A 24,286-nucleotide genomic window follows, 5' to 3' on the forward strand; every position below is an offset into this window, starting at 1 on the left:
CATGGATTACATCGACATTCCGGGATCGCGCTTGCCCGTGTCCCGCCTGATCAAGGGAACCGACTACTTTTACCACCACTCGTACGAGCTGGCGGCGACCAATATGGACGCCTATCTGGCGCTCGGCGGCAACGCCGTCGACAGCGCGCACATCTACTGCGGCGGGCAGAGCGAAGAAGTGCTCGGCAGGTATATGGAGGAGCGAGGCAACCGGGACCGGATCGCGATCCTGACCAAGGGCGCGCACCATGACAAGGACGGCCCGCGCGTGAACAAGCAGGCGATCGCCGACGATCTGCAAGTAAGCCTCGAGCGGCTGCGGACGGATCACATCGAGCTGTACGCGCTGCATCGCGACGATCCGGACGTCCATGTCGGCGTCATCGTCGAAGCGCTGAACGCGCATATCGAATCCGGCGCGATCGGGGCGATCGGCGGCTCCAACTGGACGTGGCAGCGGCTTCAGGAGGCCAACGAGTACGCCGCGGCGCACGGCCTTGTCGGCTTCACCTTCAGCAGCCCGAACCTGAGTCTCGCGAAGGCCAAGGAGCCGTATTGGAAGGACGCGGTCTCCGCGGATCAAGCGACCATCGATTGGCACGAGAAGCACCAGCTTCCGCTGCTCTCCTGGTCGTCGCAGGCGCGCGGCTTCTTCACCGGACGCTTCTCGCCGGACGACCGGAGCGACGCCGACCTGGTGCGCGTATTCTACAGCGACGACAACTGGGAGCGTCTCGCGCGCGCCGAACGGCTCGCCGCCGACAAGGGCGTGACCGCGATCCAGATCGCGCTTGCCTACGTGCTGAACCAGCCATTCCCCGCCTGCGCGCTCATCGGCGCCCGTAACGCGGAGGAGCTCCGCTCGTGCGACGAAGCGATGCGTCTCGCGCTGACGAGGGAAGAGATGGATTGGCTCGATCTGAAGCGAGAGACGGTCTGAGGGTTAGCTCGGATAATAGGTGTGGGACCAAGCATCCGCCAGGATGCTTGGTTTTTATGTAAATAAGGTTGCTCCACATCGCTATTCCGCCGTAACACCCCGCCAAGCGCATTTCCGAGCCGCTCCCACTCCAATAACTTCAGCCGGCCCCGCAATCCTTAGCAACCGCTTACGTCTTTCGGCGTATGTACTCCTACACACCTATGGGAGGGGATTGCGCATGGAAGTCTTTCAAGGCGGCAATACGCAAAAGGTTTACCAGATGCCCAAGCTGCCCAAGCGAACTTGGCGGCTCATCGCCATCGGCATCGCGGCGGTCATCGTGATCTGGATCGGCTCGACGACGTTTTACACGGTGCAGGAGCAGGAGCAGGCGGCGATCTTGACGTTCGGCAAATACACGGCGACGCAGGAGAAGTCGGGCCTGCACTTCAAGCTGCCTTCGCCGATCCAGCGGGTCGTGAAGGTGCCGGCCAACCTGACGCAGAAGCTGCATATCGGCTACCGCGAGGACAGCGGCGGCAAGGTGACGCCGGTCGAGTCCGAGGCGCTCATGATTACGGGCGACGAGAACATCGTGTCCGCGGACGCCGTCATCGAGTGGAAGGTGGCTAATATCCGCGACTATTTGTACAACATCGACGATCCGGAACAGTTCCTCAGGAACTCGGCCAGCGCGGCGATCCGTTCGGTCATGGGCGCGACCAAGCTGGACTACGCGATTACCGAAGGCAAGACGGTCATCCAGACCGACGTCAAAAAGAAGCTCGAAGAGATTCAGGAGAAGTATGGCACGGGCATCCAGATCATCGACCTGAAGTTCCAGGACATCGAGCCGCCCGAGGGCCAGGTTCAGACGGCGTTCAAGGAAGTCACCAACGCGCGCGAGGAGAAGAACACGAAGATCAACCAGGCGCAAAAGTACGTGAACGACCGGCTGCCCAAGGCACGGGGCGAGGCGCAGGCGCTCATCGAGCAGGCGGAGGCGCAGAAGAAGTCGCGGATCCTGAACGCGCAGGGCGACGTCGCGCAATTTAATGCCGTTTACAATGAATATGCTAAAAATCCGGAAGTCACCGCCGACCGCCTCGTGCTCGAGACGCTCGAGCAGATTCTGCCGAACGCGAAGGTCATCGTGACCGACGGGAGCGGAGACACGGTGAACTACCTGCCGCTGGACAGTTTCCTCAAGAATAGCGGCGCGAAGACGACCACTCCGAGCGGTACGACGACACAGCCTAATGCAGCTCAGGGAGGTGCCGGACAATGAATACCCGCAAATGGATCTTGACCGGCGCAGGCGCGCTATTGCTCATCATCCTCCTCTCCGGCTCCATGTTCGTCGTCGGCGAGGGACAGTACAAGGTCGTGCTCAAATTCGGCGAGGCGACGCGCATCCATCAGTCGCCAGGCATTCATTTTAAAATCCCGTTCATCGAATCCGTGCGCACGCTCCCCAAGTACCAACGCATCTACGACAGCCAGCCGACGACGATCCTGACCAAGGACAAGAAGCCGATCATCGTCGACAACTATTCGGTTTGGCGCATCGACGACCCGCACCGCTTCCTGCGCTCGCTGCAGACCGTGTCGGCGGCCGAGGGGCGCATCGGCGATGCCGTCTATAATGCGGTTCGGCGCAAGCTGTCCGAGATCGAATACGGCAGCATCATCAGCGAGACGACGTCGCGGGGCGACATCAACGACGAGATCACCCAGATCGTCCGGGACGTCGCGGAAAATCAGAGCTACGGCATCGAGATCATCGACGTGCGCATCAAGAAGACGGACCTGCCCGAGGAGAACAAGCAGAGCGTGTATAACCGCATGATCTCGGATCGCCAGTCGATCGCGGCCGGCTACCTGTCCGAGGGCGACGAGCAATCGCGCAAGGTTACCTCCAACGCGGACCGTCAGGCGCAAGAGCTGATCGCGCAGGCCGAGGCGGACGCCAAGAAGATCGTGGCCGAGGGAGAGAAGGAAGCGGCGCGCATTTACAATGAGGCGTACGGCAAGGATCCGAAGTTTTACAAGCTGTACCGCACGCTGCAGAGCTACACGACGACGTTCAAGGGCGAGCCGGTCATCATGCTGCCCGCGGATTCGCCGTATACGCGGATTCTGCTGGGCGAGCGGTAGAAGCGCGATCCGGGATAGGGCCTTCTAGCAAACGGGTAGATAGACACCATAGAGGGAGGCGATCCGGATGAGGCGATACGGTTGGATGAGCAAGGCGGGACTGGCGCCGCTGCTGGCGATCGGGCTGGCTGCGCCGGCCCCCGGAAGCGTTGGTTCCGTATCTGCGGCAGGGGCCGCCGCGAACGCGATCGTAGACGGCAAGCCCGTCGTCTTCGCGGAGGCGGCGCCGGTCATCAAGGTCGGGCGCATGCTCGTGCCCGCACGCGCGCTGCTCGAAGCGATGGGCGCGCGCATGACGTGGGACCCGGACGCGCGAGTCGTGACGGCGACGATGCAGGAGGCGAAGGGCGGCGGGACCGTGCTGAAGCTGAAAATCGGCTCGCCGTACGTTCAGCGGACGATGACGGACGCTTCCGGCAAGACGTCCGATTACGTCGTGAAGCTGGACGTGGCCGCGCAGCTCCTGTCGGACAGCACGATGATTCCGCTGCGGGCGAGCGCGGAGCTGACGGGGCATGCGCTCGAATGGCGGCAGGCTTCCAGGACCGCCGTCATCTCGCAGCCTGACGCGGGCGCGGAGCCGGAGATGACGTTCAAGCAGTACGCGCTGGCGGGCGAGCTGTTCCAGCTGTCGAACGAGGAGATCGAAGTCTTCTTCCGGACGAACGAGCTGCGCGCGCGGCACGGCAAGACCAAGCCGTTCGCGCTCAGCGTGCCGCTGTCGCTCGTCGCGCGCCTGAAGTCCGCGGATATGGGCGAGCAAGGATACTTCGATCACGAATCGCCGACGTACGGCGATCCGTTCGAGATGATGCGCGGCAAGGGGATCGCGTACCGGGCGGCGGCGGAGAATATCGCCGCGGGACACGAGACGCCCGAGGCCGTCGTGGCCGGCTGGGAGCAGAGTCCGGGACATCTGGCCAACATGCTGGGCGACTACGCCCAGATCGGCATCGGTTACGCCTATTATACGGACTCCGACTACCGCAGCTATTGGACGCAGCAATTCATCAGTCCCTGATAGCGAAGAAGCCTTAAAAGAAGGTGCAGTACCTCATATTCTGAGGTAGCTGCACCTTCTTTTTGCGTTCAGCGCCCGCGCCCTTTAGTGAATCGTCTTCACCAAGCCGCCGTCGATGATATAATCCGCGCCCGTAATCATCGAAGCGCGGTCGGACGCGAGGAAAGCGACGAGCTCCGCGACCTCCTCCGGTTGCGCGAACCGGCCGAGCGCGATGCCGATTTCCTTGGCCATCCGGCCCTTTTCTTCCTCGTCGGCGGGCAGGCGGCCCTCCCACATCGCCGTCTCCGTCGGGCCCGGCGCCACGGTGTTGACGCGTATGCCTTGGGGCGCGTAGGCAAGCGCCAGATTTTTCGACAGGTTCGTCACCGCGGCCTTGGATGCGCTGTAAGCGATGATGCGTGCGTTCGGCATGACCGCGTTCATCGACGAAATATTGACGATAGCGCCTCCCGCCGGCATGTGCGGAAGAGCGGCGCGGGTCGACCGCACGACGCTCATCAGATTGACCTCCAACATCTCCGCCCAATCGTCGTCGGACAGCTTCAGGAAGCCTTCCCCGGCGCGCGCGTCCGTGGCGCCGATGTTGTTGACGAGAATATCCAGTTTCCCATATCGCGAGACTGCGGCTTCGACAGCCGCTCTAGCCCCTTCGCTGGTAGCCGCGTTCGCTTCGACCGGATGCACGGCATACGCCGCGGCGAGCGTCCTCAACTCGTCCGACGCGCTGCGGGCGACAGCCACGACGCCGGCCCCCGAATCGGCCAGCAGCTTCGCGGACGCCAGTCCGATACCGCGGCTCGCACCCGTGACTACGGCAGATTTGCCTTTTAACGAAATGTTCATCTGTTGCGTTCTCTCCTTCGTCTGTCGCTCATCCGGATGGCTCTTTCATTATGGACCGCGCGCATCCGACTGCACAGTACGCCGTTTTTTCGTACATAGTCCGTTAAACCGTACTGACCCGGAGTCTGCTCGCTCGGCGGGCCCCTATCGCTCCTCCGTGTCCTCTGTTAAAGTGGAAAAAAGACGTGTTCAAAGGAAGCAAAGAAAGGGGCGCCGACGATGACCGACGACAAGCGGCGCGAAGTTGCCACCGACGGTATATCGGCGACGCTGCGCGCGATCGGGGGCAAGTGGAAGCCTTTGATCTTGTTTTTGCTGCTCGAGGAGGGCACGAAGCGATTCGGGGAGCTGCGCAGAAGGCTGCCGGACGTCACGCAAGGCATGCTGACGAGCCCAGCTGCGGGAGCTGGAGCGCGACGGCCTCATCGACAGGCGGGTCTACGCGGAGATCCCGCCGAAGGTCGAATATGCGCTGTCCGATCACGGCAAGACGCTGGATCAAGTACTAACCACGATGTGCGGATGGGGATACATGCATCTGGACTTCAAGGAGAAGCGCTAGCGGCTCCTTCGGCTGCGCGGAATACCACCGTCGGACGCAGCCGTTCGCTCGACTTTGTATGTAGGCAAGAAGGCCGGCCCCTTGAGGGCTCCGGCCTTTTTTGCGCGCTTTGGATCAGGAGATGATCGTGATCGTCGGCGCCGATATGGTCGGCTGCGTCGTCAGTGTCGAGTCGCCGCCGAAAGTGCCTACTTCAAGCAGGACGGGCGTGCCTTCCACGAAATCCCCCGAAGCGAGCGCCAGGCTGACGGCAGTCAACGTAGACAAGCCTCCCTGCTGCAGGATTCCGTTAATGTAGACGTTGTAGTAGCCGTTGGCTGCCGGCACGGGCAGTGCGGCCACAGGCGCGTCGGCGTCGTCGAGAAAGCTGGCTGCGGGAATGGTCGTCACGCCGCCAGCGATCATGGCGGCGGTGATCGCGGCGTAGAAACGGGCCACGGTCGGGCTGACGGTCGTCGCGATGACGCCGCCGGTGGAGACCGGCGCGCTGGAGACCGCGACAATAACCGGTTTAATGACGGGCATGCGCATTCACCTCCCCGTGCCGAGCGGACTGCTTGGGAGCCTCGGCTCTCCATATAGTACATGCTTCTGCAAGCCGATGCGGTACGGCGCATCGACTGCGTCATCCGGCTCAACTTGACGAAGGAAAGAGGCGAATCGCGCGACCACCCGGCCAGCGGCCCAATGCGAATCGGCGGGCGCGGCATATGATAGGCTTAACGGCAAGATGCGGGTAATATTGAGCGCTGACGAAAGCAATATCGCTGCGGCGATTAGCGGGAGGAGGGATTCCGATGGGGATGATAGGCAGCCGGTGCAAGCGCGTCACGAAAGCGGTCGGCCGCGCCTCACGGAGAAGGCGTCGCCTCCGCTCTCGCGGCGCGTGCGGCGGCAAGAGGGACAGGGCAGGGCGGCCTTGCCGCAAAAAAGACAGGCACGGCGCGAAGTGTCTGCACGGCACGGATCCTGGAAAGCAAGCGGCGCGAACGCCGTGCGGAGGCAGGCGGAGGTCGGCGCAAGGCAGAGGCAGGCGGGGGCCGGCGCAGGGAGAAAGCGGCACGCACGGCGTTCAGGGGACTCCCGGGGTGCCGGGAGCACACGGATTGCCAGGGCAGCTCGGCGGGCGAGGCCCGCAAGGGGATTTGGGACCGCAGGGCGTTCAAGGCGTTCGGGGGGAGGTTGGGCCGGCCGGGCCAACGGGACCTGCGGGGCCGATAGGTCAGCCAGGTCCGGCAGGTCCGGTGGGGCCGGCAGGCACGGCAGGATCTGAAGGCCCTCAAGGCGCTGCGGGTGCGACCGGTGCGACCGGGGCAACCGGTGCGACAGGTCCCGCAGGGCCGATGGGAGAGACAGGCGCCGCGGGTCCGGCAGGCCCTGCCGGTCCGCCCGGGCCCGCTGGTCCGCTGCCCGCCGGCATCGCCGTTCTTCCGAGCAGCGCGCTGTATCTTGCTTTTATGCAAGAAGATACGAGCGGCGGCCCGGTCACGATCGACGCCGGCGAATTCACGGTCAACGGCGCGCCTGCGGCGGGCTTCGAGGGACTCGGCCCGAACGCTTATTCCATGCTGTACCTAAACGGCGTGCCGCAGGAACAGGACCTCTACGCGCTGACCTCCACGGCCGTGACGATCGACCTCGACGGATCGACGCTGTTGGCCGGCACGCCCGTGATGGTGCAAATCGTCAGCTTTTCCGTCGAGATCACGGCGTAGCAAGGCGGCGGCTTTGTCAGATGCCGTCCCAGACCGCATCGTCCAGCTCCAGCAGCACGGGGCAGTGGTCGCTGCCCATGACGGCGCAGTCGATCGAGGCTTCCCGCACGAAGGGGGCGAGCCGCGCGGATGCGAGGAAGTAGTCGATGCGCCATCCGACGTTGCGCGCGCGGACGCCTGGCATGTATGACCACCAGGAGTACACGTCGGCCCGGTCCGGGTACAGATGGCGGAACGTATCGATGAATCCCGCTTCCAGCAGTTCGCTCATTTTAGCGCGCTCTTCGTCCGTGAAGCCCGCGTTGCCGCGGTTCGGCTTCGGGTTTTTCAGATCGATCTCCTCGTGCGCGACGTTCAGGTCGCCGCAGACGACGACGGGCTTGACCGCGTCCAGCTCCGTCAGATAACGGCGGAAGCGGTCCTCCCAAGTCATGCGCATCTCCAGCCGAGACAGGTCCCGGCGGGCGTTCGGCGTGTATACGTTGACCAGGTAAAACCCCTCGAACTCCAGCGTCAGAATCCGGCCCTCCTCTTCGGCATCCTCCTCGATCCCGTACCGCACCGACAGCGGCTTGCGCTTCGTGAACACGGCGGTGCCCGAGTAACCCTTTTGCTTCGCATAATTCCAGTATTGGGTGTACCGCTCTCCGTGATCCAGGCTGAGCTGGCCCTCTTGAAGCTTGGTCTCCTGCACGCAGAACAGGTCCGCGTCCAGCGCTTCGAAGTACTCGCCAAACCCTTTATTCACCGCGGCACGCAGCCCGTTCACGTTCCATGACGCCAGTTTCATCGTTCCGACTCCTTCTTTTTCAACGATCATGCTCTTGCTACAATTCTACCTGCTGCCGCCGACCCGTGTCGATTGGAAGAATCATGAGTGTGATTTTTGTCACATACAGCGCTCCCGGCTGGGTGTATATAAGAAAAAGTTACCTAATTATGCCGGTGTCTGTCGGTTCGGGTCACACGGCTGTCGACGCCCGCGGGAGGTTCGTCATGAAGTGCGATATCAGGCGAGAGGACGGTACGGTCACGGTCGTGCTGTCGGGCAGGATCGGCGTAGCCGAAGCGGTCGAACTCCGGCATAGGCTGTTCCCTGAGTTAACGGCGGGGATCCTGGGCGTCTTGCTTCGGATGGACGAGGTCGCGGATCTGGACAGCTCGGGGCTCGGCCTGCTGCTGGCTTTGAGAAATCTGTCCGCAGACATCGGAGCGACTTTCGAGATTAAAAACGCGGGCGCTTGGCTGGGGCCGAAGCTCGGCGCAGTCGGATTGGCCTCGCGTTAAAACCACATTGGGAAGCGGCATCAGGGAGGCATTGGCATGAGCGGATATTTGGCATCGGCGGGCGGCATGAAGCATGACGAGTCCTTATGGCCCCTCTATGCCCGAATTTACCGCGATTCGCAGGAAGCGATCATGATCACGGACGGGCACGCCCGAATCATTCAAGTGAATCCGTCCTTCTCCAGAATTACGGGCTACGACGAGAGCGAGGTCGTCGGGCTCACGCCGAGCGTGCTGAAGTCCGACTGCCAGTCGCCCGATTTTTACGCGCGGATGTGGGCGGCGATTCATCTCGACGGCAAATGGAAGGGCGAGATCTGGAACCGCCGCAAAAACGGCGAAGTTTACCCGCAATGGCTGTCGATCTCCGCCGTCAAGGACGAGGCCGGGCAGCTTCAAAATTATATGGCGATGTTCCTCGATCTGAGCGAGTACAAGAGCGCCGCCTCCAAGCTCAGGCTTCACGCGCAGGTGTTCAGCCACGCGAGCGAAGGGATCATGATTACGGATACCTCGCTCAAGATTTTATCCGTCAACCAGGCTTTCACCTTAGTCACCGGCTATACGGAGGAGGAGGCTTGCGGGCATACGCCCGCGTTGCTTCGGTCCGGCAGGCACGGGCGCGACTTTTACGATCGCATGTGGGAGAGCCTCCGCGGCACCGGCAGGTGGCAAGGAGAGATCTGGAACCGGCGCAAGGGCGGGGAGCTCTATCCCGAGTTCCTCACGATCACGACGCTGCGCGACGAGCATGGCGAAGTCACGAACTACATCGGCATGTTCAAGGACATCACCGAGCGCAAGCAGTCGGAGGACAAGCTGAAGTATCTCGCCCACTACGATACGTTGACCGGACTGCCCAACCGGACGCTGCTGCAGGAGATGCTGCCGGACGTGATGGAAGGCTGCCGGAGAAAGGGAGAGCGGCTCGGCGTGCTGTTTATCGACCTGGACCGGTTCAAGTCCGTCAACGATTCGCTTGGCCACGATGCGGGAGACAAGGTGCTGCGGCAAATGGGGGAGCGCCTGAAGCGGGCGGTCCGCGCGGAGGACGTCGTGTCCCGGCTCGGCGGCGACGAATTTATCGTCGTGCTTCGGAGCCTGAAGCGCCTCGAAGAAGCGCTGGAGTCGGCGCGGCGGATCACGGAGCTGATGGAGCGCCCGTTCGACGGGGCGGACAACGAGATCTACATGACGGCCAGCATCGGCATCAGCCTGTATCCGGATCACGGCAAAGACCTGGAATCGCTGATGCGGCATGCGGACCTGGCGATGTACGAGGCCAAGTCGCTCGGCACGGGCGCGCAGGTGTTCAACGAGGGGATCAGCAGCGCTTTTCTGCGCAAGCTTCGCCTGGAGCGGGAGCTTCGGTTCGCGGCCGAACGCGGCGAGCTTCAGCTCGTCTATCAGCCGCAGATCGGATTGGTCAGCGGCAGGCTGGAGGGCATGGAGTCGCTGCTGAGATGGCGGCATCCGGAACTGGGCATGATCCCGCCCTCGGAGTTCATCCCGATCGCGGAGGAGACGGGCTTGATCCGGGAAATCGGGGGCTGGGTGCTCGGGGAGGCATGCAGGCAGCTTGGCGAATGGGACCGGGAGTCGAGGACGGTGCCTGCGGTCGCGGTGAATTTGTCCGGCAGACAGTTCATGGCGCCGGACCTGGCGGAGACGATCCGCGGCATCGTTCGCGAGGCGGGCTGCGACCCGCGTCAGCTCGTGCTCGAGATCACGGAGAGCTTCGGCATCACGGATATGGAGCCGGTGATCGCCGTGCTGCGCGAGCTGAAGGCGGCGGGCTTCCGCATCGCGATCGACGACTTCGGCAAAGGCTACTCGGCGCTCGGCTATTTGAAGCAGCTGCCCATCGATATATTGAAGATCGACAAGAGCTTCCTGGCCGAGCTGACCACGGACCCGAAAAGCGAGGCGCTCACGCGGGCGATCATCCAGATGGCGCAGGGAATGGAGCTCCGCGTCATCGCCGAAGGCGTGGAGACGCACGCGCAGATGGCGCGCCTGCGGGAGCTGCGCTGCGACATCGCGCAGGGCTACTATATCGACCGGCCGATGCCGGCGGGGGAGCTGGAGGCCGGCTACCTGGCGCCGGCAAGATGAGAGAGGCGACTGCGGATGTTGTAAGCGAGGAAATTCAACGCTGCGACGGCGGCGCAGCGCTGTAAGCGAGAAAAGCAACGTTACTGAGACGAAGTGTATGGGTGACGGGGCTGTCACCGCAAAAACTGCGGTTACAGGCCGGCACAGCAAGCGAAGTAAAGCTGCAACCGCAAAAACTGCGGCAAGAAGCCCATCCAAGCCGTCAGGGTGCACGCCCTGGCGGTTTTTTCATGGCCGATCTCGCATTAGAAGGGTGTTAATCTCGGACTTGCAAGGTTGTCGCCGAGGCCGGTTGATCCGAGAATGAGGGGAAACCGGTCCACTTGCGACCAAGGAGGTTCATGCTCACTATGCCAAGCAGCACTCCGCACCATCCTCCCCTCGAAGCGACGCGCACAAAAAGGGGCCGCAAGCCGCTCCCCCCTCGCGCTGCACTGCGGCTAGCTGTCGCGCTGCTCGCGTTTGCGCTGGCGTGGTCCCTTTCGGCCAATGCCGTAAGCGCTTCCCCGGCGGCGCCGGTCGACTTCGTCAATGCAGCCTCCGCCGTTTCGCTCGCGCAGCAGGTCGTCGCAACGCCGACCGAGATTCGCGACGTGACGCTGAACACGACCGCGCCTGCGCAGAACGGCAAGCTGGAGCTCGCCTTCAACCTGAGCAGCGCGTACGCCAACCCCTTCGACCCCGAGGAGGTCGACGTTCGGGCGACTGTACGGACGCCGGACGGCGCCGTCGAGACGGTGCCCGGCTTTTACCGCAGCGACGCCTCGCCGAGCTGGGCGGTCCGCTACTCGCCGAGGCAGCCCGGCCTGCACAGGATTACGCTGAGCGCGACGGACAAGAACGGCACCGCCGCAAGCGACGCCTACACCTTCACCGCCGGCGCCCCCGCGTCAGGCAGAGGCTTCATGAACGTTTCCGGCGACCGTTTCGTCGACGGCGCGGGCAGCCAGATCACCCTGCTCGGCTCCAACTATGCCTGGAGCACGCCCGACGAGATTGCCGGCGCCATGCAGGGCTACGAGGATGCCGGCATGAATATCATGCGCGTCTGGCTGAGCTGCTGGTGGGCCAACTATTCGCCGGAATACGGCCCCGTGACGACGACCCAGGGCGGGATCGAGATGACCTACAAGGGCATCGGCGATTACAATCTGGACAATCTCGACCGTATGGACCAGGTGATCGCTTCCGCCGAGGACCACAACCTGTACATCATGCTGACGCTCAACAGCTTCGGCGACTTTTACTACGACTGGGCGTACCACGCCTACAACCGCGCCAACGGCGGCACGTCCGACTGGAAGGAGAACGACACCGACTTCTGGTACAACCCGGACGCCATCGCCTACCAGCAGCGGCTGCTGCGCTACATTTTCGCCCGCTGGGGATACAGCACCGCGCTTGGCATGCTGGAGTACTGGAACGAGTCCGACAACCGCGTCGACACGACGGCGGACATCCGCGACAGCTGGCACCGGTCCTTGGACACGTATTGGAAAAGCTGGGACTTTTACAAGCATCCGACGACGACGAGCTTCGCTTGGAAGGATCACGCGGAGCAGCATGCGACGCAGGATTCGTGGGACGGCCTCGATACGCTGGACGTCGTCAACGAGCATCTGTACGAGGGCAGCACCGGCATCGTCGATATTTGGAAAAGCAACCTCGATGCGTTGAAGCCGTTCGGCAATCGGCCGGTCTTCATCGGAGAGGCCGGCAAGACGGGCAACGATACGACGCAGGACGCGAATCTGCTGAATTACGCGCATGACGGCGTGTGGGCCCCGATCTTCCGCTCTGGCGCGGCGGGGGCGAACCTGTGGTGGATTTTCGAGAACGGCTTCGACATGCCGGACGCGTACAAGGCACAGTACAAGCATCTGGCCGACTTCATCCGGCCCGAGGAGAGCCGTCTCATCGGCATGCCGTTCGTCGACCTGGGCGACCAGGGCGCGGCGCAGGATTTGCAGGCCGGCGGGTTCGCGGCCAACGACCGCGCCCTGCTGTGGGCGCACGACAAGGCCGCGCCGTACGACGAGCTGTCGCCGCGCACGATGGAGGGCGGCACGGTGACGGTACCCGGGCTCAAGCCGGGACCCTACAACGTCACCTACTACAATACCTACACCGGCGAAAATATCGCCATCGTCAAAGCTAATGCCAATGCGCAGGGGCTGACGCTCGCGCTGCCGGCCTTCTCGCGGGACATCGCGATCAAGGCCGTGAGCCACAAGGCGCTGGCCGCCGCGCCCGGCAGCCGTCCGATACCGGCGGTCGTCGACCGCAAGGCGCCGTCCGCCCCGGCGAACGCCTCCGTCTCGGGCGTGTCGACGGAGGATACCGTTAAGCTGACGTGGACGGCTTCTACGGATAACGTCGCTGTCGCGGGATACGACGTATACCGCGGCGACCGGTTGGCCGGCCGCACCTACGGGCTCGCGACCGCCTTCAAGGACACGCTGCTCGCGCCAGGCACCTCGTATACTTACACGGTTCGCGCCCGCGACGCGGCCGGCAACGTATCGGCCGCTAGCCAGGCCGTGCAGGCGACGACGCTGACCCGCGACGTCGAAGCGCCGACCGCCCCGTCCGCGTCTCATTCGACCGGCACCACGTTCAACACGGCCCATCTCAGCTGGCAGGCGTCTACGGACGACCGCGCGGTCGACGGCTACCTGATTTATCGCGACGGCCTGCTGGTCGGCACGACGCGGGACACCGTTTTCCAGGACGACGACCTGCGCCCCGGCACGACCTACGCGTACGCGATCAAGGCCAAGGACGCCTCGCTTAACGTTTCCGCGGCGAGCGAAGCGCTGGCTGTGACGACCGAGACGCCGGAGATGTCGGACAATCTGCTGACCAACCCGGGCTTCGAGACCGTTGCCTCCGGCAAGCCCGCGAGCTGGCTGTGCGAGCAGGATCAGTACTGCCTTTCCGACACCGCGGAGAAGCGCTCGGGCGACGCCTCTATGATCATCGACGCCTCGACCGGCGCCTGGTTCGGCATCCAGTCGACCGCGGCGGCCGCGACGCCCGATACCGATTACGAGCTGCAAGGCTACCTGAACGTCTCCCGCAACGACGGCGCTTCCGTCAAGATTCGCATCCAGTTCCTGAATGCGGTCGGGAGCATTCTGGACGACAAGATGGTCGCCGTTTATAACGGTACGACGCAAGGCTACGAGAATGTGTACGGCGTCTTCCGCTCGCCCGCGCATACGGGCAAGGTTCGCGTGTACATCTATATCGAGGGGCTGAACGCGAAGATCAACCTGGACGACTTCTCGATTCGCGCTTACGGCAGCGGCGGCGGAAGCGAGGGGCCGGGCGAGCCTGCGGCCGACCTGCTGGTGAACGGGAACTTCGACGCGCACAACGATTCCTGGAAAACGGCCGCCTGGACCTGCGAAAAGGAATGGCTGTGCCAGTGGACGGATCAGACTGCGGCGAAACGGACGACCGGCGACGGTACGGCGGCGATGAAGGTCGTCACGACGGACGCGCAGTGGTTCGGCGTGTATCAGGATGCGCTCGCAGTGGCGGGCGGCGTTTACACGCTCGACGGCTATGCGAAGGTCGCCTCCGTTGAGGCTGGCAAGCTCCAAGCGAAGCTGGTGTTCTTCGACGCGGACGACAATCGGCTGTCGGAGGAATGGATCGCCGACCTCGATGCGACGTCCGAGGGGTTCGTTCATATCGGCGGCTCGAAGACGGCTCCCGCCGACACCGCCTACGTCCGGGTGCTGCTGTACGCGAACGGATTTAAGGGCGAAGCTTCCTTCGACGACTTCAAGCTGACGGCAGACGGCGGAGGCGCGACGGAGCCGGAGGAGCCGGCAGGACCATCCGGCAATTTGCTGCTGAACCCGGGCTTCGACGATCACAACGATGCGTGGAAAACGGCGGTCTGGACCTGCGAAAAGGAATGGCTGTGCCAGTGGACGGATCAGACGAAGCGGACGGGGACGGCATCCATGCGCGTCGTGACGACGGATGCGCAGTGGTTCGAGGTTTACCAGGACGCCGAGGCGGCTGCGGGCAAAACGTATGCGGCGGACGGCTACGTCAAGCTGGCCGCGAAGACGGCGGGGAACGTACAGCTGAAGCTCGTATTCTATGACGCGACGAACGCTCCACTGTCCGAGGCGTGGATCGCGGACGTGGATGCGGCGTCCGACGCGTTCGTCAACGTACACGGCGCGAAAACCGCTCCCGACGGCACGGCCAAGGTGCGCGTCCGGCTGTATATGAACGGGTTGCAGGGCGACGTTTACTTCGACGATTTCTCGCTGGTACGCGAATAATGCAAAAGGAGGAGAGCCGCACGCATGAATAGAAGCTTAAGGGCGCCTCGTCTACGGCGTTCGAGCCGCAGCGGCTCGTCACCCGGCAGGAGCTGACGACGATGGTCGCCGGCGCGATGCGCTTTGCGGGGCAGGGGGCGTCACTTGCCGCCGAGCAGGCGGATCGCGCGCTGTCGGCTTTCGCCGATCGTGCGGACATCGCGCCTTATGCCGCGGACGCAGCAGCCTTCGCCGTCAGCGAGGGCATCGTGACCGGCATGGACCAAGTCACCTTCGCCCCCAAGCTGGGCGCCACCCGCGCGCAGGCTTCGGTAATGACGCTGCGCATGCTTCAGGCGCTGGGCTTCGCCAACCAGTAAAGCAGGCCGTAAACAGAGGCCGTTCCGGGCTCATCGCGAGATGGGGGCCGGGCCGGCCTTTTTCGCTTTCGGCCGGTCCTCTACGAACCGATTGTAAGTCGCGTCCGAATATGTTACTTTCATGCCAAGAGAAAATGTCCAACGCCTGCTGAAGAGGAGGGACCCGCCTTGGAATGGAATTACTACAACACCTTTATCGCCGTATCCGACGACTGTCCCGTCGAGTATGGCGCGGTGCCGCCGGACAAGGCCGCCGGCAAGACGAAGCCGGGCATCGAGTACGACATGATCGCCGGCGAGCCTTACGCGCACACGCAGGAAGAGATTCTTTACGAGACCTACGTCCGCCACAAGCAGCTCCCGCCCGATGAACGGGACGCGCGAGAGGCGGAGATGCGGGCCGAATTTTACGGCAAGCCGAAGGCTTGCATGCGAGCCTCGATGCTGCCGAAGAAGTACGGCTGGGGCTTGCACTTCAACGCCGAGGGCAAGGTTGCGCTCGTGCCCAAGGAGTCGGAGGCATACGGCCGGTTCGTGGACGGCGAGGTCGAGGGCGTGAAGGTGCTTAAGGCGATGCGCAATAAGAAAGCCTGACGGGGCGCAGCGATCGAACTGCAAGTCTTCGTCGGGATGCTGCGCCTGCACGTCAAAAAGGCTTAAGCCGTCTTTAAGGCTCAAGCCTTTTTATAGTTGCCGACGATTCGGTTCTACCGGTTTGTCAGTCAGTCCGCGTCTTCCGAACCCGGCTCGCTCGCATCCGTCTCCGCGGTCGCCGCGTCCGTCGCCCCGGCGCGAGTCCCGCCCTCCGGGCTTTGGCCTTGACGCTCGGCGCTTCTCGGTTTGGACGGCTTGGGCGGCTTCGCCGTCTCCGCCTCGAAGTAGGCTTTCAGCTCCGCGGCTTTGCGCGGATCGGCGAGATCGATCTTGCCGGCCAGCACGTGCTCCGTCAGCAGCTCCCAGTTCAGCGCGAACTTCTGCGATTGGGCCAGCCGGATCGCGTTCTTGACCGTGCGCCGTTCCTTGGCGTTGCTGAACGTGTCCTTGTACTGCTTCGCGTCCTTCTCGGGATCGAGCACGGCGAACGTCTTGCGGAAGATCTCCGCCGTCATCCGCGCGTCGTCCAGCGCCCGGTGGGCCGAGCCCTCGGACGGAATGCCGAGCTCCTCGAGCGCCGCCTCCACGCTGACGTCGTTGGTGAGCCCGCGGCTGCGCAGGTATATCTTGAGCAAGTCGTAGTAGACGGCGGACATCCAATACGCATCGTCCAGCTTATGCATGCGCGTATCGAGCACGATCCGCTTGAAGTCTTCGCCGCCCCACGTGACGAACCGGCACGACTCGCTGCGTCCGAGCCACGCCAGAAACGACCGGATGACCGGCACGAAACCGCTCGCGCTGTCGATGTCCTCCTGGGGAATGCCGGTTTTTTTCTTAATAAAGCTGTTCAGCTTGGAAAAGTAGACGGGCTTGATGAGCGCCGAGAATTCGTCGACCGCCTCCAGCGCCTCGTTCAGCCGTACCGCGCCGATCTCGATCACTTCCATGGGCAGCTCGCTCGCGAATTTGCGTCCGTTGAATTCGATATCCAATATGATGTAGTCCACGTTAGCGACCTCCGAATTGAGCAGATACCCCTATCTTATCAAAAATCCGAAGCCAAAGCCCTTCCGCGCCGCTAACGGTTCAGACGCGCCCAGCTTTTCGCCAGGTTGCGCTCCGTCCAGCTGCGTTGATCTTCGCCGGAATGTCTCGAATAGCATTCGATCGCGAGGATCAGATCGAGGTACAGATCGTACAGCTCGCGTCGCGGCAGCTCTTCCGGCGCGTCGTAGCGCTTGCCGTATCCTTGCAGGAACGCTTCGGGGTCGTTGAATTTGCGGAAATAAAATTCCATCAGCGGGTCGCCCCATAGCGCGCGCTCCCAGTCGATGATCGCGGAGATGCGGCCGTCCTTGACGAACAAATTGCCGTCCCATAGATCCCAATGGACGAGACGCGGCTCCGTCACTTGCGACAAGCTGGGCAGGCGCCGCTCGATGAAGGCTTCCAGCTCCTCGTAGGAGACGGGCAGCTTCGCGCCGAGCCTGCGCCCGTCGGCCAGGATCCCGCCGATCATGTCGCCGAACGCCGCCTGCCAGCTGTCCGTCCGTATGCCGGCGGACTCGTTCAAGAAGCCGAACCGGTCGCCGCGAATCTCGTTGATCGACCGGTTGAAGCGCCCGAGCGTCCGCTCGATCTCGAAGCGTTCCTGCACGGAGAGCGATGCCTTCGCCTGATTGTAGGGACTGCCGTCGATCTTTTCCATGACGAACCAGTCCGCGCCGACCAAGGTCCGCGACGTATCCGAGGCGTATACTTCGGGCGCGGGGATGCCGCCCGCCTCCCGAACCAGCGCGAGCGCGGCCAGCTCGCTGCGCATAATGCCCCGTTCATAACCCAGCACCTCGGCATGGTCGCCAGGTCCGACCTTCAGGACGGCTTGGCGTCCGTCCCGCAGCGCAAGCGTGTAGGCGGCGTTGAACCAGCCGTCCGTCAGCTCGGCGGCCGATGCCAGCCCGGCATCCGGCCCGAAGGCCTGTTTGACGACAGCCTCCAGCTGTCCGGGAGACAGCCGTGTTTTCGTTATGCTTTCCAATTCGCCCGAACCTCCGTTATTTATCGTCTTGAATCCATTAAAAGCAGAAGGGGCTTCCGTATGCAAGAAGGCGTTTTTGAGTGGACTGAATAGATCGCATGAAGCGCAGCGTGTCCTTTTCGGAGGAAAGCATTGACAGGAAAACTTCGCATATGGTATTTATTAATCAATAAATAAATTTGAGTTGGAGTTGCGGCAAATGACACCTAGAGACGATGCGACATCTGCGACGCGCAAAGAACAAATTCTCGACGCTGCCGCCGAGCTCTTCGCGCTTCAAGGCTTTTACAAGACGACGACGGCGCTGGTCGCCAAGACCGTGGGGGTGACGCAGCCCTACGTGTTCCACTTCTTCAAAACGAAGGAGGAGCTGTTCCTGGCCGTCCTGGACCGCGGCTATCGGCGCCTGGTGCATGCCTTCGCCGCCGTGAAGAGTCCGCCCGAGGAGCTCGCTCACCGGATGGGCGGCGCGTTCGAGGATTTGCTCGTTACCCATCGCAACGAGATCCTGCTTGTCATGCAAGCCTATTCGATTCCGGAGCCGGCGATTCGCGAAGAAGTGAAGTCGAAGTTCGCCGAGATTCACCGGATGGTCAGCGAGCGGTTCGCGCAGGCGGGCATTCCCGATGCGCCCGGCGAAGCCGGCATGTTCATCGGCACGGGTCTCCTCATCGCGCTCTCGCAAATATTGGAGCTGCCCAAGCTGCTCCCGTGGTGCGAGGACGAGTAAGGGGAGGGGCGCAAGGAGCGGGGCGTTTGCCGACTGCGGGCGAAGCAAGAGCGCTCGATCCGTCAGCGGACCCGTTCGTCGTTGCCGCCAGGCGTTGGCGCTTGGCGGTTGCTTTAGGGCTTTAATTTATTTATCGATAAATAAGGAGTGTTGGAGATGCCAACGATGTCTACGATCTCAACTTCGCAAAGGAACCGCATGCTGGTCGTCATCTGCCTGGCGCTGTTCATGGTCATGCTGGATACGCTGGTGCTCGGCGTGGCGCTGCCGTCGATCCAAAAGTCTTTCGACGCGGGCCTCGCGGATCTCGAATGGTTCACCAACGGCTACACGCTGACCTTCGCCGTGCTGCTCATCCCCTTCGGCATGCTGGGAGAGCGGTACGGGCGCAAAAAGGTATTTCTGCTCGGCATCGCGGTCTTCACGCTAGGATCGCTGGCTTCCGCGCTTAGCACGCATGCGCTCGGCCTCACGCTCGCAAGAGCGCTGCAAGGCATAGGCGGCGCCGCCATCACGCCGATCAGCCTTACGCTGGTCAGCGCCGCGTTCCCGCCCAAGTACAGGGCAGCGGCGATCGGCATCGTTTCCGGCGTGTCGGGTCTCGGACTCGCCATGGGACCGCTCGTCGGCGGGCTCATCGTGAACGGTTCGCCCTGGCAGACGATTTTCTGGATCAACGTCCCCGTCGGCGTCCTCGCCGTCGCGTTCGGCTGGCTCTGGCTGCGCGAATCCAAAGGCCAGGAAAAGCGTCTCGATCTGTTCGGCCTGCTGCTGATCGCGGCATCGCTGCTCGGCATCGTATTCGGTCTCGTTCGCGGGAATGAAGCGGGATGGGGCGCGTTCGAGGTATGGGGGCCGCTGGCAGGCGGCTTGGCGCTGCTGCCGGTCTTCATCGCCTGGGAATGGCGCCATCCTTATCCGCTGCTGTCGCTCGGGCTCTTTAAGAGCCGCGACTATTCCGCGCTCATCGCCACGGGATTCTGGCTGAATGCGGGCATCTTCGGCGCCATCTTCCTGCTCACGCTGTTCCTGCAGCAAGGGCAAGGCTACTCTGCGCTCGGCGCCGGCGTTCGCGAGATGGCCTGGACCGGCGCCACGATGGTCGCCGCTCCGCTGGCGGGGCTCTTCATCGGGCGCCTCGGCACCCGCCGCGTGCTGCTGACCGGCCTGCTGCTCCAGGCGGTCGCGCTGTGCCTGTTCGCGATTCTTATCGCAGTGAACGGCGCGGTCTTCTCCTTCGCTTACCTGGCACCCGCCATGGTATTGGCCGGTCTCGGCATGGGGCTTAGCCTCACGCCGCTCTCCGAGGGCGTGCTGTCCGCCGTGCACGAATCGTCCTCCGGCGAAGCGAGCGGCGTCTCCAACGCCACGCGGGAATTGGGCGGCGTGTTCGGCATCGCCATCGGCAGCCTGATCTTCCGCCAGGGCGGACAGATCGCGTCGCCGGACCAGTTCGGGAGCCATTTGATTCCCGTATTGTACGTGTATGCGGGGATGCTCGGCGCCGCGTTCGTCACGACGCTGCTGTTCTACAAGCGGTCGCGAAAGGAAGCGGGCGAATCTAGCGCTACCTTGCCGGCCGGTGCGGCCGTGGAGTAAGAACGGAACGGTAGGTTTGTAAAAGGGAAGTCTATTGCGAAGAACGGTCGATGCGTCGTCGACCGTTCTTTTTTATGCCCCGGGAAACGCGCTAGAACGGGCGACGCCAGCTGCCGGCTCATAAACTCATCAAATGCTGTCAACAGTATGATTGACAAATTCGCGTTTTCCTTCTGTTGCTGCCAAGAGGTGCGAGGGGTACGATTAACGCATATCGACCGCTGGCGGAGTGCCGCGAAAAGAAAGCGGTTAATTCAAGGAGGAACCGAAATGGAGCAAGCACAGCGTTCTGCTTCTAGCGGTGGAATACGAGTAGGCGTCCAGAAATTCGGACGTTTCCTGAGCGGCATGGTCATGCCGAACATCGGGGCGTTCATTGCCTGGGGCATCATCACCGCATTGTTCATACCGACCGGTTGGGCGCCGAATTCGGAGCTCGCGAAGCTCGTCGATCCGATCATCAAGTACCTGCTTCCGATCCTGATCGGATATACGGGCGGCACCATGGTACACAAGACAAGGGGCGGCGTCATCGGCGCGCTCATGACGATGGGCATCATCGTCGGTACCGACATCCCGATGTTCCTCGGCGCGATGATCTGCGGTCCGCTCGCGGCGTGGGTGCTGAAGCAGTTCGACAAGTCCGTCGAAGGCAAGATCAAAGCGGGCTTCGAGATGCTGGTCAACAACTTCTCGCTCGGCATCATCGGCGCGGCCCTGACGCTGCTCGCGTATTCGGGCATCGGCCCGGTCATCGAGCAGCTGACGAGCTGGCTGTCGGACGGCGTGGAGTTTCTGGTCAATCATAACCTGATCCCGCTGGCGAACGTCCTCATCGAGCCGGCGAAGATATTGTTCTTGAACAACGCGATCAATCACGGCGTGCTGAGTCCCATCGCGCTCGACGAGGCTTCGCGCACCGGCAAGTCGATTCTGTTCATGCTCGAATCGAACCCGGGTCCCGGCATCGGCGTGCTGCTGGCCTATATGCTGGTCGGCCGCGGCTCCGCCCGGCAGTCGGCTTCCGGCGCGGCGATCATCCACTTCTTCGGCGGCATCCACGAGATCTACTTCCCGTACATTCTCATGAATCCGCGCCTGATCCTGGCGGTCATCGCCGGCGGCGTGACCGGCACGTTCACCTTCTCGCTCTTCGGCGCGGGACTGGTCGCTCCGCCTTCGCCGGGCAGCATCTTCGCCTACATCGCGATGGCGCCGAAGGGCGGCCTGCTGCCGGTGCTTAGCGGCGTGCTCACCGCGGCCATCGTATCCTTCGCGGTCTCGGCGCTGCTGCTGAAGACGTCGAGGAAGAACGCGGAGGACGAGGACATCGAGGAAGCGCAAAGCCGCATGAAGGCGATGAAGGCAGCGGGCACGCCTGCTGCAGCCGCTACGGCGGCAAACGCCGCGGCGCCGGTCGGCGTAACGGCTGCATCCGCTGCCGGCGCAGCGCGGTCCGCGATCCCGGACACGGCGGTCGTCGACGCAAGTCTTCTAGCGGCGGCATCCGCGGTTAAAGATAAGGAGGACGTGCGCAAGATCGTCTTCTCCTGCGATGCCGGCATGGGCTCGAGCGCCATGGGCGCATCCATCCTGCGCAAAAAAATGAAGGCGGCTGGATCGGACATCACGGTCATTAACACGGCGATCAGCGACATTCCGGACGACGCGGATATCGTCATCACGCATAAAACGCTCACCGACCGCGCCAAACAAAAAGCGCCGAACGCCGAGCATATCTCGATCGACAACTTCCTTAAAAGCCCGGAGTACGACGTGCTGGTGAATAGGCTCGCCTGATCCGAAGCGTGCTTTTGGGACGGTGCGCCATGACGGCCGCATCCGCTCCGCATATCGAATCGGCTGACGCTGGCGAGCATATCGCCGGCGTTCAGCCCATTTTGGATAGACAGGAATGATCCGTCCATGATCGTATCCAACCGAACCCGGCGCATCCTCGAGCTGCTGCTGCGCAGCGGGCGGGAGATGACGGCCGCCGAGCTTGCCGCAGGTCTCCAGGTCAGCTCGCGCACCGTGCACCGGGAACTCGCCGCGGTCGAGGATCTGCTGGCAGGCCAAGCGGTATCGCTGGTGAAAAAATCCGGCTCGGGCATCGCCCTGCAGGGCGACCCGGCCGCGCTGGAGCGCCTCGGCGGCATCGTATCCGCGTCGGAGGAGACCGAATTCTCCCCCGACGAACGCCAGATTTACCTGCTCTGCTTGCTGCTTCGGGAGCGGGAGCCCGTCAAGCAATTCGCGCTGGCGCACGAGCTGAAGGTGACGGTGCAGACGATCGGCAGCGACCTGGAGGAACTGGCCGAGTGGGTGGAGCGCTTCGGCGTCCGGCTTATTCGCCGCAGAGGCTACGGCGTCGAGCTCTCGGGCGGGGAGGCGGAGCTGCGGGAGGCGATCCGGCAGCTCATCCGGCTGCGCCTCGACGACGCCGAGCTGATCGCGAGCCGGGGCGAGCCGCCGTCGCATCCGCTCGACCGCATGCTGTTCGAGCTGGCCGGACGCGCCGACATGGCCGACGTCGAGAGCGCGCTGTGGAGTCTGGAGGGCCGATGGGCGGGAAGCCTCAACGAACAGATTTATACGGACCTGCTCATCCGCCTCTCGATCTCGCTGCATCGCGTCCGGCAAGGAAAAACGGTGGCGGACGCGCCCGTTCCGTACCAGCCGCCGCCGCAGGACGGGCAAGCGTCCGAGCGGGCCGCGGCGGAAGCCGCGCAGCTGGCGGACCAGCTCTCGGCGCGGCCGGGCGTGGCGATCGGCCCGGCCGAGACGGCTTACGCCGCCGAACTGCTGCAGGACGCGCACGGCAAAGACCTCGCTCTGCTGCCCGGCGACGATCTGGCGCTGGCGGACGCCGTTCGCCGCCTCATCCGATCGGTGCAGGCATCGACGGGCGTCGATTACGACGAGGACCGATCGCTTCGGGACGGCTTGTTCGAACACTTGAAGCAGGCGGTGCAGCGGCTCGGCGAGGGGCAGCGCATCCGCAATCCGCTGCTGGGGCAGATTCGCCGGGATTACGCGACGCTGTTCGCGGCCGTCCGGGAGGCTGCCTGCGCGGCGCTGCCCCATCTGGAGGTGCCGGACGAGGAAATCGGCTTCCTGGTCATGCACTTCGGCGCCTCCAACGAGCGGCTGAAGCAGCTCCAGCGGAACGTGCGGGCGATCCTCGTGTGCACGAGCGGCATCGGCTCCTCCAAGCTGCTGCAGATGCGCATCCGCAAGGAGCTCCCGCAGATCGAGATCGCGGACCGGGTGTCCTGGTACGAGGCGGCTCGCCTTGACGAGGACACGTACGACCTCATCATCTCCACGATCGATCTTCCGATCGACGCCAGGCACTACATGAAGGTCAGCCCCCTGCTCACGCAGGGAGAGGCCGACCGGCTGCGGGCGTTCGTTCGCGAGGCGCCGTGGGAGCTTAAGCAAGCCGCCGTCCGGAAGAGAGAGACCGGCTCGCCGGACGCTGCGGCAGACGCCTTCGCCCGGCTGCAGCGCCTGAAGACGACGCTCGACGAGATCGTATCGCTCGTCGGCGGGTTCCGGGTGATCGAGCTGGGCGAGGAGGCGAGCGAGCTGCACGCGGCGCTGGACGACGCCTGCCGGCGGGAGGAAGCGCTCGGCGCGCTGAGCTGCGCGGCCGCAGTGCGCGACCGGCTGCTGGGGCGGGAGGAACAGGGCAGCCAGATGATCCCCGGCACGGGCCTCGCGCTCTTTCATACGCGGGCGCCGGAAATCAAGTCTTCCACCCTTAAGCTATACCGGCTTCGTCAGGCGGTTCGACTGCCGGAGCAAGACGACGGTTCGCCCGTCCAATTGGCCCGGTTCCTCCTCATGCTGGCGCCCCGCGCGCTGGCGCGCGAGCGACTCGAGGTGCTGAGCGAGATCAGCGCGATGCTGCTCGACGAGGAGACGGTCGCGCTGCTCGAGGGTGGCGACGAGACGGCGATCCGCGAGCGAATGACGACGCATTTAAGAAGCTTTTTCCTAACTAAAACCGAAAGCGAGTGACCGAT

19 protein-coding genes and 1 pseudogene are annotated in these 24,286 nt (G+C 63.3%); 15 read left to right on the plus strand and 5 right to left on the minus strand.

Translation table 11 applies throughout. From position 1 onward, the window contains the following. Position 1: 1 nt before the first annotated feature. The 4 genes from BM235_RS28215 (at position 2) to BM235_RS32770 (ending at position 4,100) form a co-directional block, all read left to right on the plus strand. Positions 2–940 (plus strand): aldo/keto reductase, encoded by a 939-nt coding sequence (locus BM235_RS28215; protein ID WP_090117608.1) that lies wholly within the window; start codon positions 2–4, stop codon positions 938–940. 220 nt (positions 941–1,160) lie between these two features. Then, positions 1,161–2,210, plus strand: a complete 1,050-nt coding sequence (gene hflK / locus BM235_RS28220) for an FtsH protease activity modulator HflK (RefSeq protein ID WP_090117609.1) — start codon at positions 1,161–1,163, stop codon at positions 2,208–2,210. Next, entirely contained in the window at positions 2,207–3,079 is an 873-nt protein-coding gene (gene hflC, locus BM235_RS28225) for a protease modulator HflC (RefSeq protein WP_090117610.1), read from the plus strand. The genes hflK and hflC overlap by 4 nt, the downstream gene beginning before the upstream one ends. A gap of 67 nt (positions 3,080–3,146) precedes the next feature. Further along, the gene (locus BM235_RS32770; protein ID WP_090117611.1) at positions 3,147–4,100 is read left to right on the plus strand and encodes a stalk domain-containing protein; all 954 of its coding nucleotides are present in this window, start codon (positions 3,147–3,149) and stop codon (positions 4,098–4,100) included. An 84-nt stretch (positions 4,101–4,184) separates the two neighbouring features. Here the strand turns inward: BM235_RS32770 and BM235_RS28235 are convergent, their stop codons facing one another. Continuing rightward, the gene (locus tag BM235_RS28235) at positions 4,185–4,946 is read right to left on the minus strand and encodes an SDR family NAD(P)-dependent oxidoreductase (protein ID WP_090117612.1); all 762 of its coding nucleotides are present in this window, start codon (positions 4,944–4,946) and stop codon (positions 4,185–4,187) included. A 219-nt stretch (positions 4,947–5,165) separates the two neighbouring features. Between BM235_RS28235 and BM235_RS28240 the strand changes: the two are divergent. After that, a pseudogene (locus BM235_RS28240) lies at positions 5,166–5,508 on the plus strand (winged helix-turn-helix transcriptional regulator). A gap of 114 nt (positions 5,509–5,622) precedes the next feature. On the opposite strand, the gene BM235_RS28245 reads toward BM235_RS28240, so the two are convergent. Then, positions 5,623–6,033: a DUF4183 domain-containing protein gene (locus BM235_RS28245; RefSeq protein WP_090117613.1), complete on the minus strand. Its 411-nt coding sequence runs from the start codon at positions 6,031–6,033 to the stop codon at positions 5,623–5,625. 581 nt (positions 6,034–6,614) lie between these two features. On the opposite strand from BM235_RS28245, the gene BM235_RS32880 reads away from it, so the two are divergent. Then, the gene (locus tag BM235_RS32880) at positions 6,615–7,223 is read left to right on the plus strand and encodes a DUF4183 domain-containing protein (RefSeq protein WP_218161362.1); all 609 of its coding nucleotides are present in this window, start codon (positions 6,615–6,617) and stop codon (positions 7,221–7,223) included. Positions 7,224–7,239: 16 nt separating this feature from the next. On the opposite strand, the gene BM235_RS28255 is transcribed toward BM235_RS32880, so the two are convergent. Continuing rightward, positions 7,240–8,013 (minus strand): exodeoxyribonuclease III, encoded by a 774-nt coding sequence (locus BM235_RS28255; protein WP_090117615.1) that lies wholly within the window; start codon positions 8,011–8,013, stop codon positions 7,240–7,242. Positions 8,014–8,219: 206 nt separating this feature from the next. On the opposite strand from BM235_RS28255, the gene BM235_RS28260 reads away from it, so the two are divergent. From BM235_RS28260 to BM235_RS28280, 5 genes are all read left to right on the plus strand, one after another. After that, positions 8,220–8,510 (plus strand): STAS domain-containing protein, encoded by a 291-nt coding sequence (locus BM235_RS28260; RefSeq protein WP_090117616.1) that lies wholly within the window; start codon positions 8,220–8,222, stop codon positions 8,508–8,510. Between the two features lie 36 nt (positions 8,511–8,546). After that, on the plus strand, positions 8,547–10,625 hold the full coding sequence (locus BM235_RS28265) for an EAL domain-containing protein (protein ID WP_090117617.1): 2,079 nt from the start codon (positions 8,547–8,549) through the stop codon (positions 10,623–10,625). Positions 10,626–10,975: 350 nt separating this feature from the next. After that, positions 10,976–14,932 carry a fibronectin type III domain-containing protein gene (locus tag BM235_RS28270; RefSeq protein WP_158543966.1) on the plus strand — a complete coding sequence of 1,319 codons (3,957 nt, stop codon included), beginning with the start codon at positions 10,976–10,978 and terminating at the stop codon, positions 14,930–14,932. A gap of 101 nt (positions 14,933–15,033) precedes the next feature. Next, the gene (locus tag BM235_RS28275) at positions 15,034–15,291 is read left to right on the plus strand and encodes an S-layer homology domain-containing protein (RefSeq protein WP_090117619.1); all 258 of its coding nucleotides are present in this window, start codon (positions 15,034–15,036) and stop codon (positions 15,289–15,291) included. Positions 15,292–15,459: 168 nt separating this feature from the next. Then, positions 15,460–15,885: a DUF6157 family protein gene (locus tag BM235_RS28280; protein WP_090117620.1), complete on the plus strand. Its 426-nt coding sequence runs from the start codon at positions 15,460–15,462 to the stop codon at positions 15,883–15,885. Between the two features lie 128 nt (positions 15,886–16,013). Here the strand turns inward: BM235_RS28280 and BM235_RS28285 are convergent, their stop codons facing one another. After that, entirely contained in the window at positions 16,014–16,895 is an 882-nt protein-coding gene (locus BM235_RS28285; RefSeq protein WP_090117621.1) for a 3'-5' exonuclease, read from the minus strand. 71 nt (positions 16,896–16,966) lie between these two features. Beyond that, complete coding sequence (locus BM235_RS28290; RefSeq protein ID WP_158543964.1) at positions 16,967–17,926, minus strand: phosphotransferase family protein; 960 nt, start codon at positions 17,924–17,926, stop codon at positions 16,967–16,969. Between the two features lie 199 nt (positions 17,927–18,125). On the opposite strand from BM235_RS28290, the gene BM235_RS28295 reads away from it, so the two are divergent. From BM235_RS28295 to BM235_RS28310, 4 genes are all read left to right on the plus strand, one after another. Beyond that, positions 18,126–18,656 carry a TetR/AcrR family transcriptional regulator gene (locus tag BM235_RS28295; RefSeq protein WP_090117623.1) on the plus strand — a complete coding sequence of 177 codons (531 nt, stop codon included), beginning with the start codon at positions 18,126–18,128 and terminating at the stop codon, positions 18,654–18,656. Between the two features lie 165 nt (positions 18,657–18,821). Further along, positions 18,822–20,255, plus strand: a complete 1,434-nt coding sequence (locus BM235_RS28300; RefSeq protein WP_158543962.1) for an MFS transporter — start codon at positions 18,822–18,824, stop codon at positions 20,253–20,255. Positions 20,256–20,525: 270 nt separating this feature from the next. Beyond that, on the plus strand, positions 20,526–22,055 hold the full coding sequence (locus BM235_RS28305; RefSeq protein WP_090117625.1) for a PTS mannitol transporter subunit IIBC: 1,530 nt from the start codon (positions 20,526–20,528) through the stop codon (positions 22,053–22,055). 126 nt (positions 22,056–22,181) lie between these two features. Then, positions 22,182–24,281, plus strand: a complete 2,100-nt coding sequence (locus tag BM235_RS28310; RefSeq protein WP_090117626.1) for a BglG family transcription antiterminator — start codon at positions 22,182–22,184, stop codon at positions 24,279–24,281. The last annotated feature ends 5 nt before the right edge of the window (positions 24,282–24,286 follow it).

Origin of the sequence: Cohnella sp. OV330 (assembly GCF_900112065.1) — a bacterium.
In the GTDB taxonomy this organism is placed as follows: Bacteria; Bacillota; Bacilli; order Paenibacillales; family Paenibacillaceae; genus Cohnella.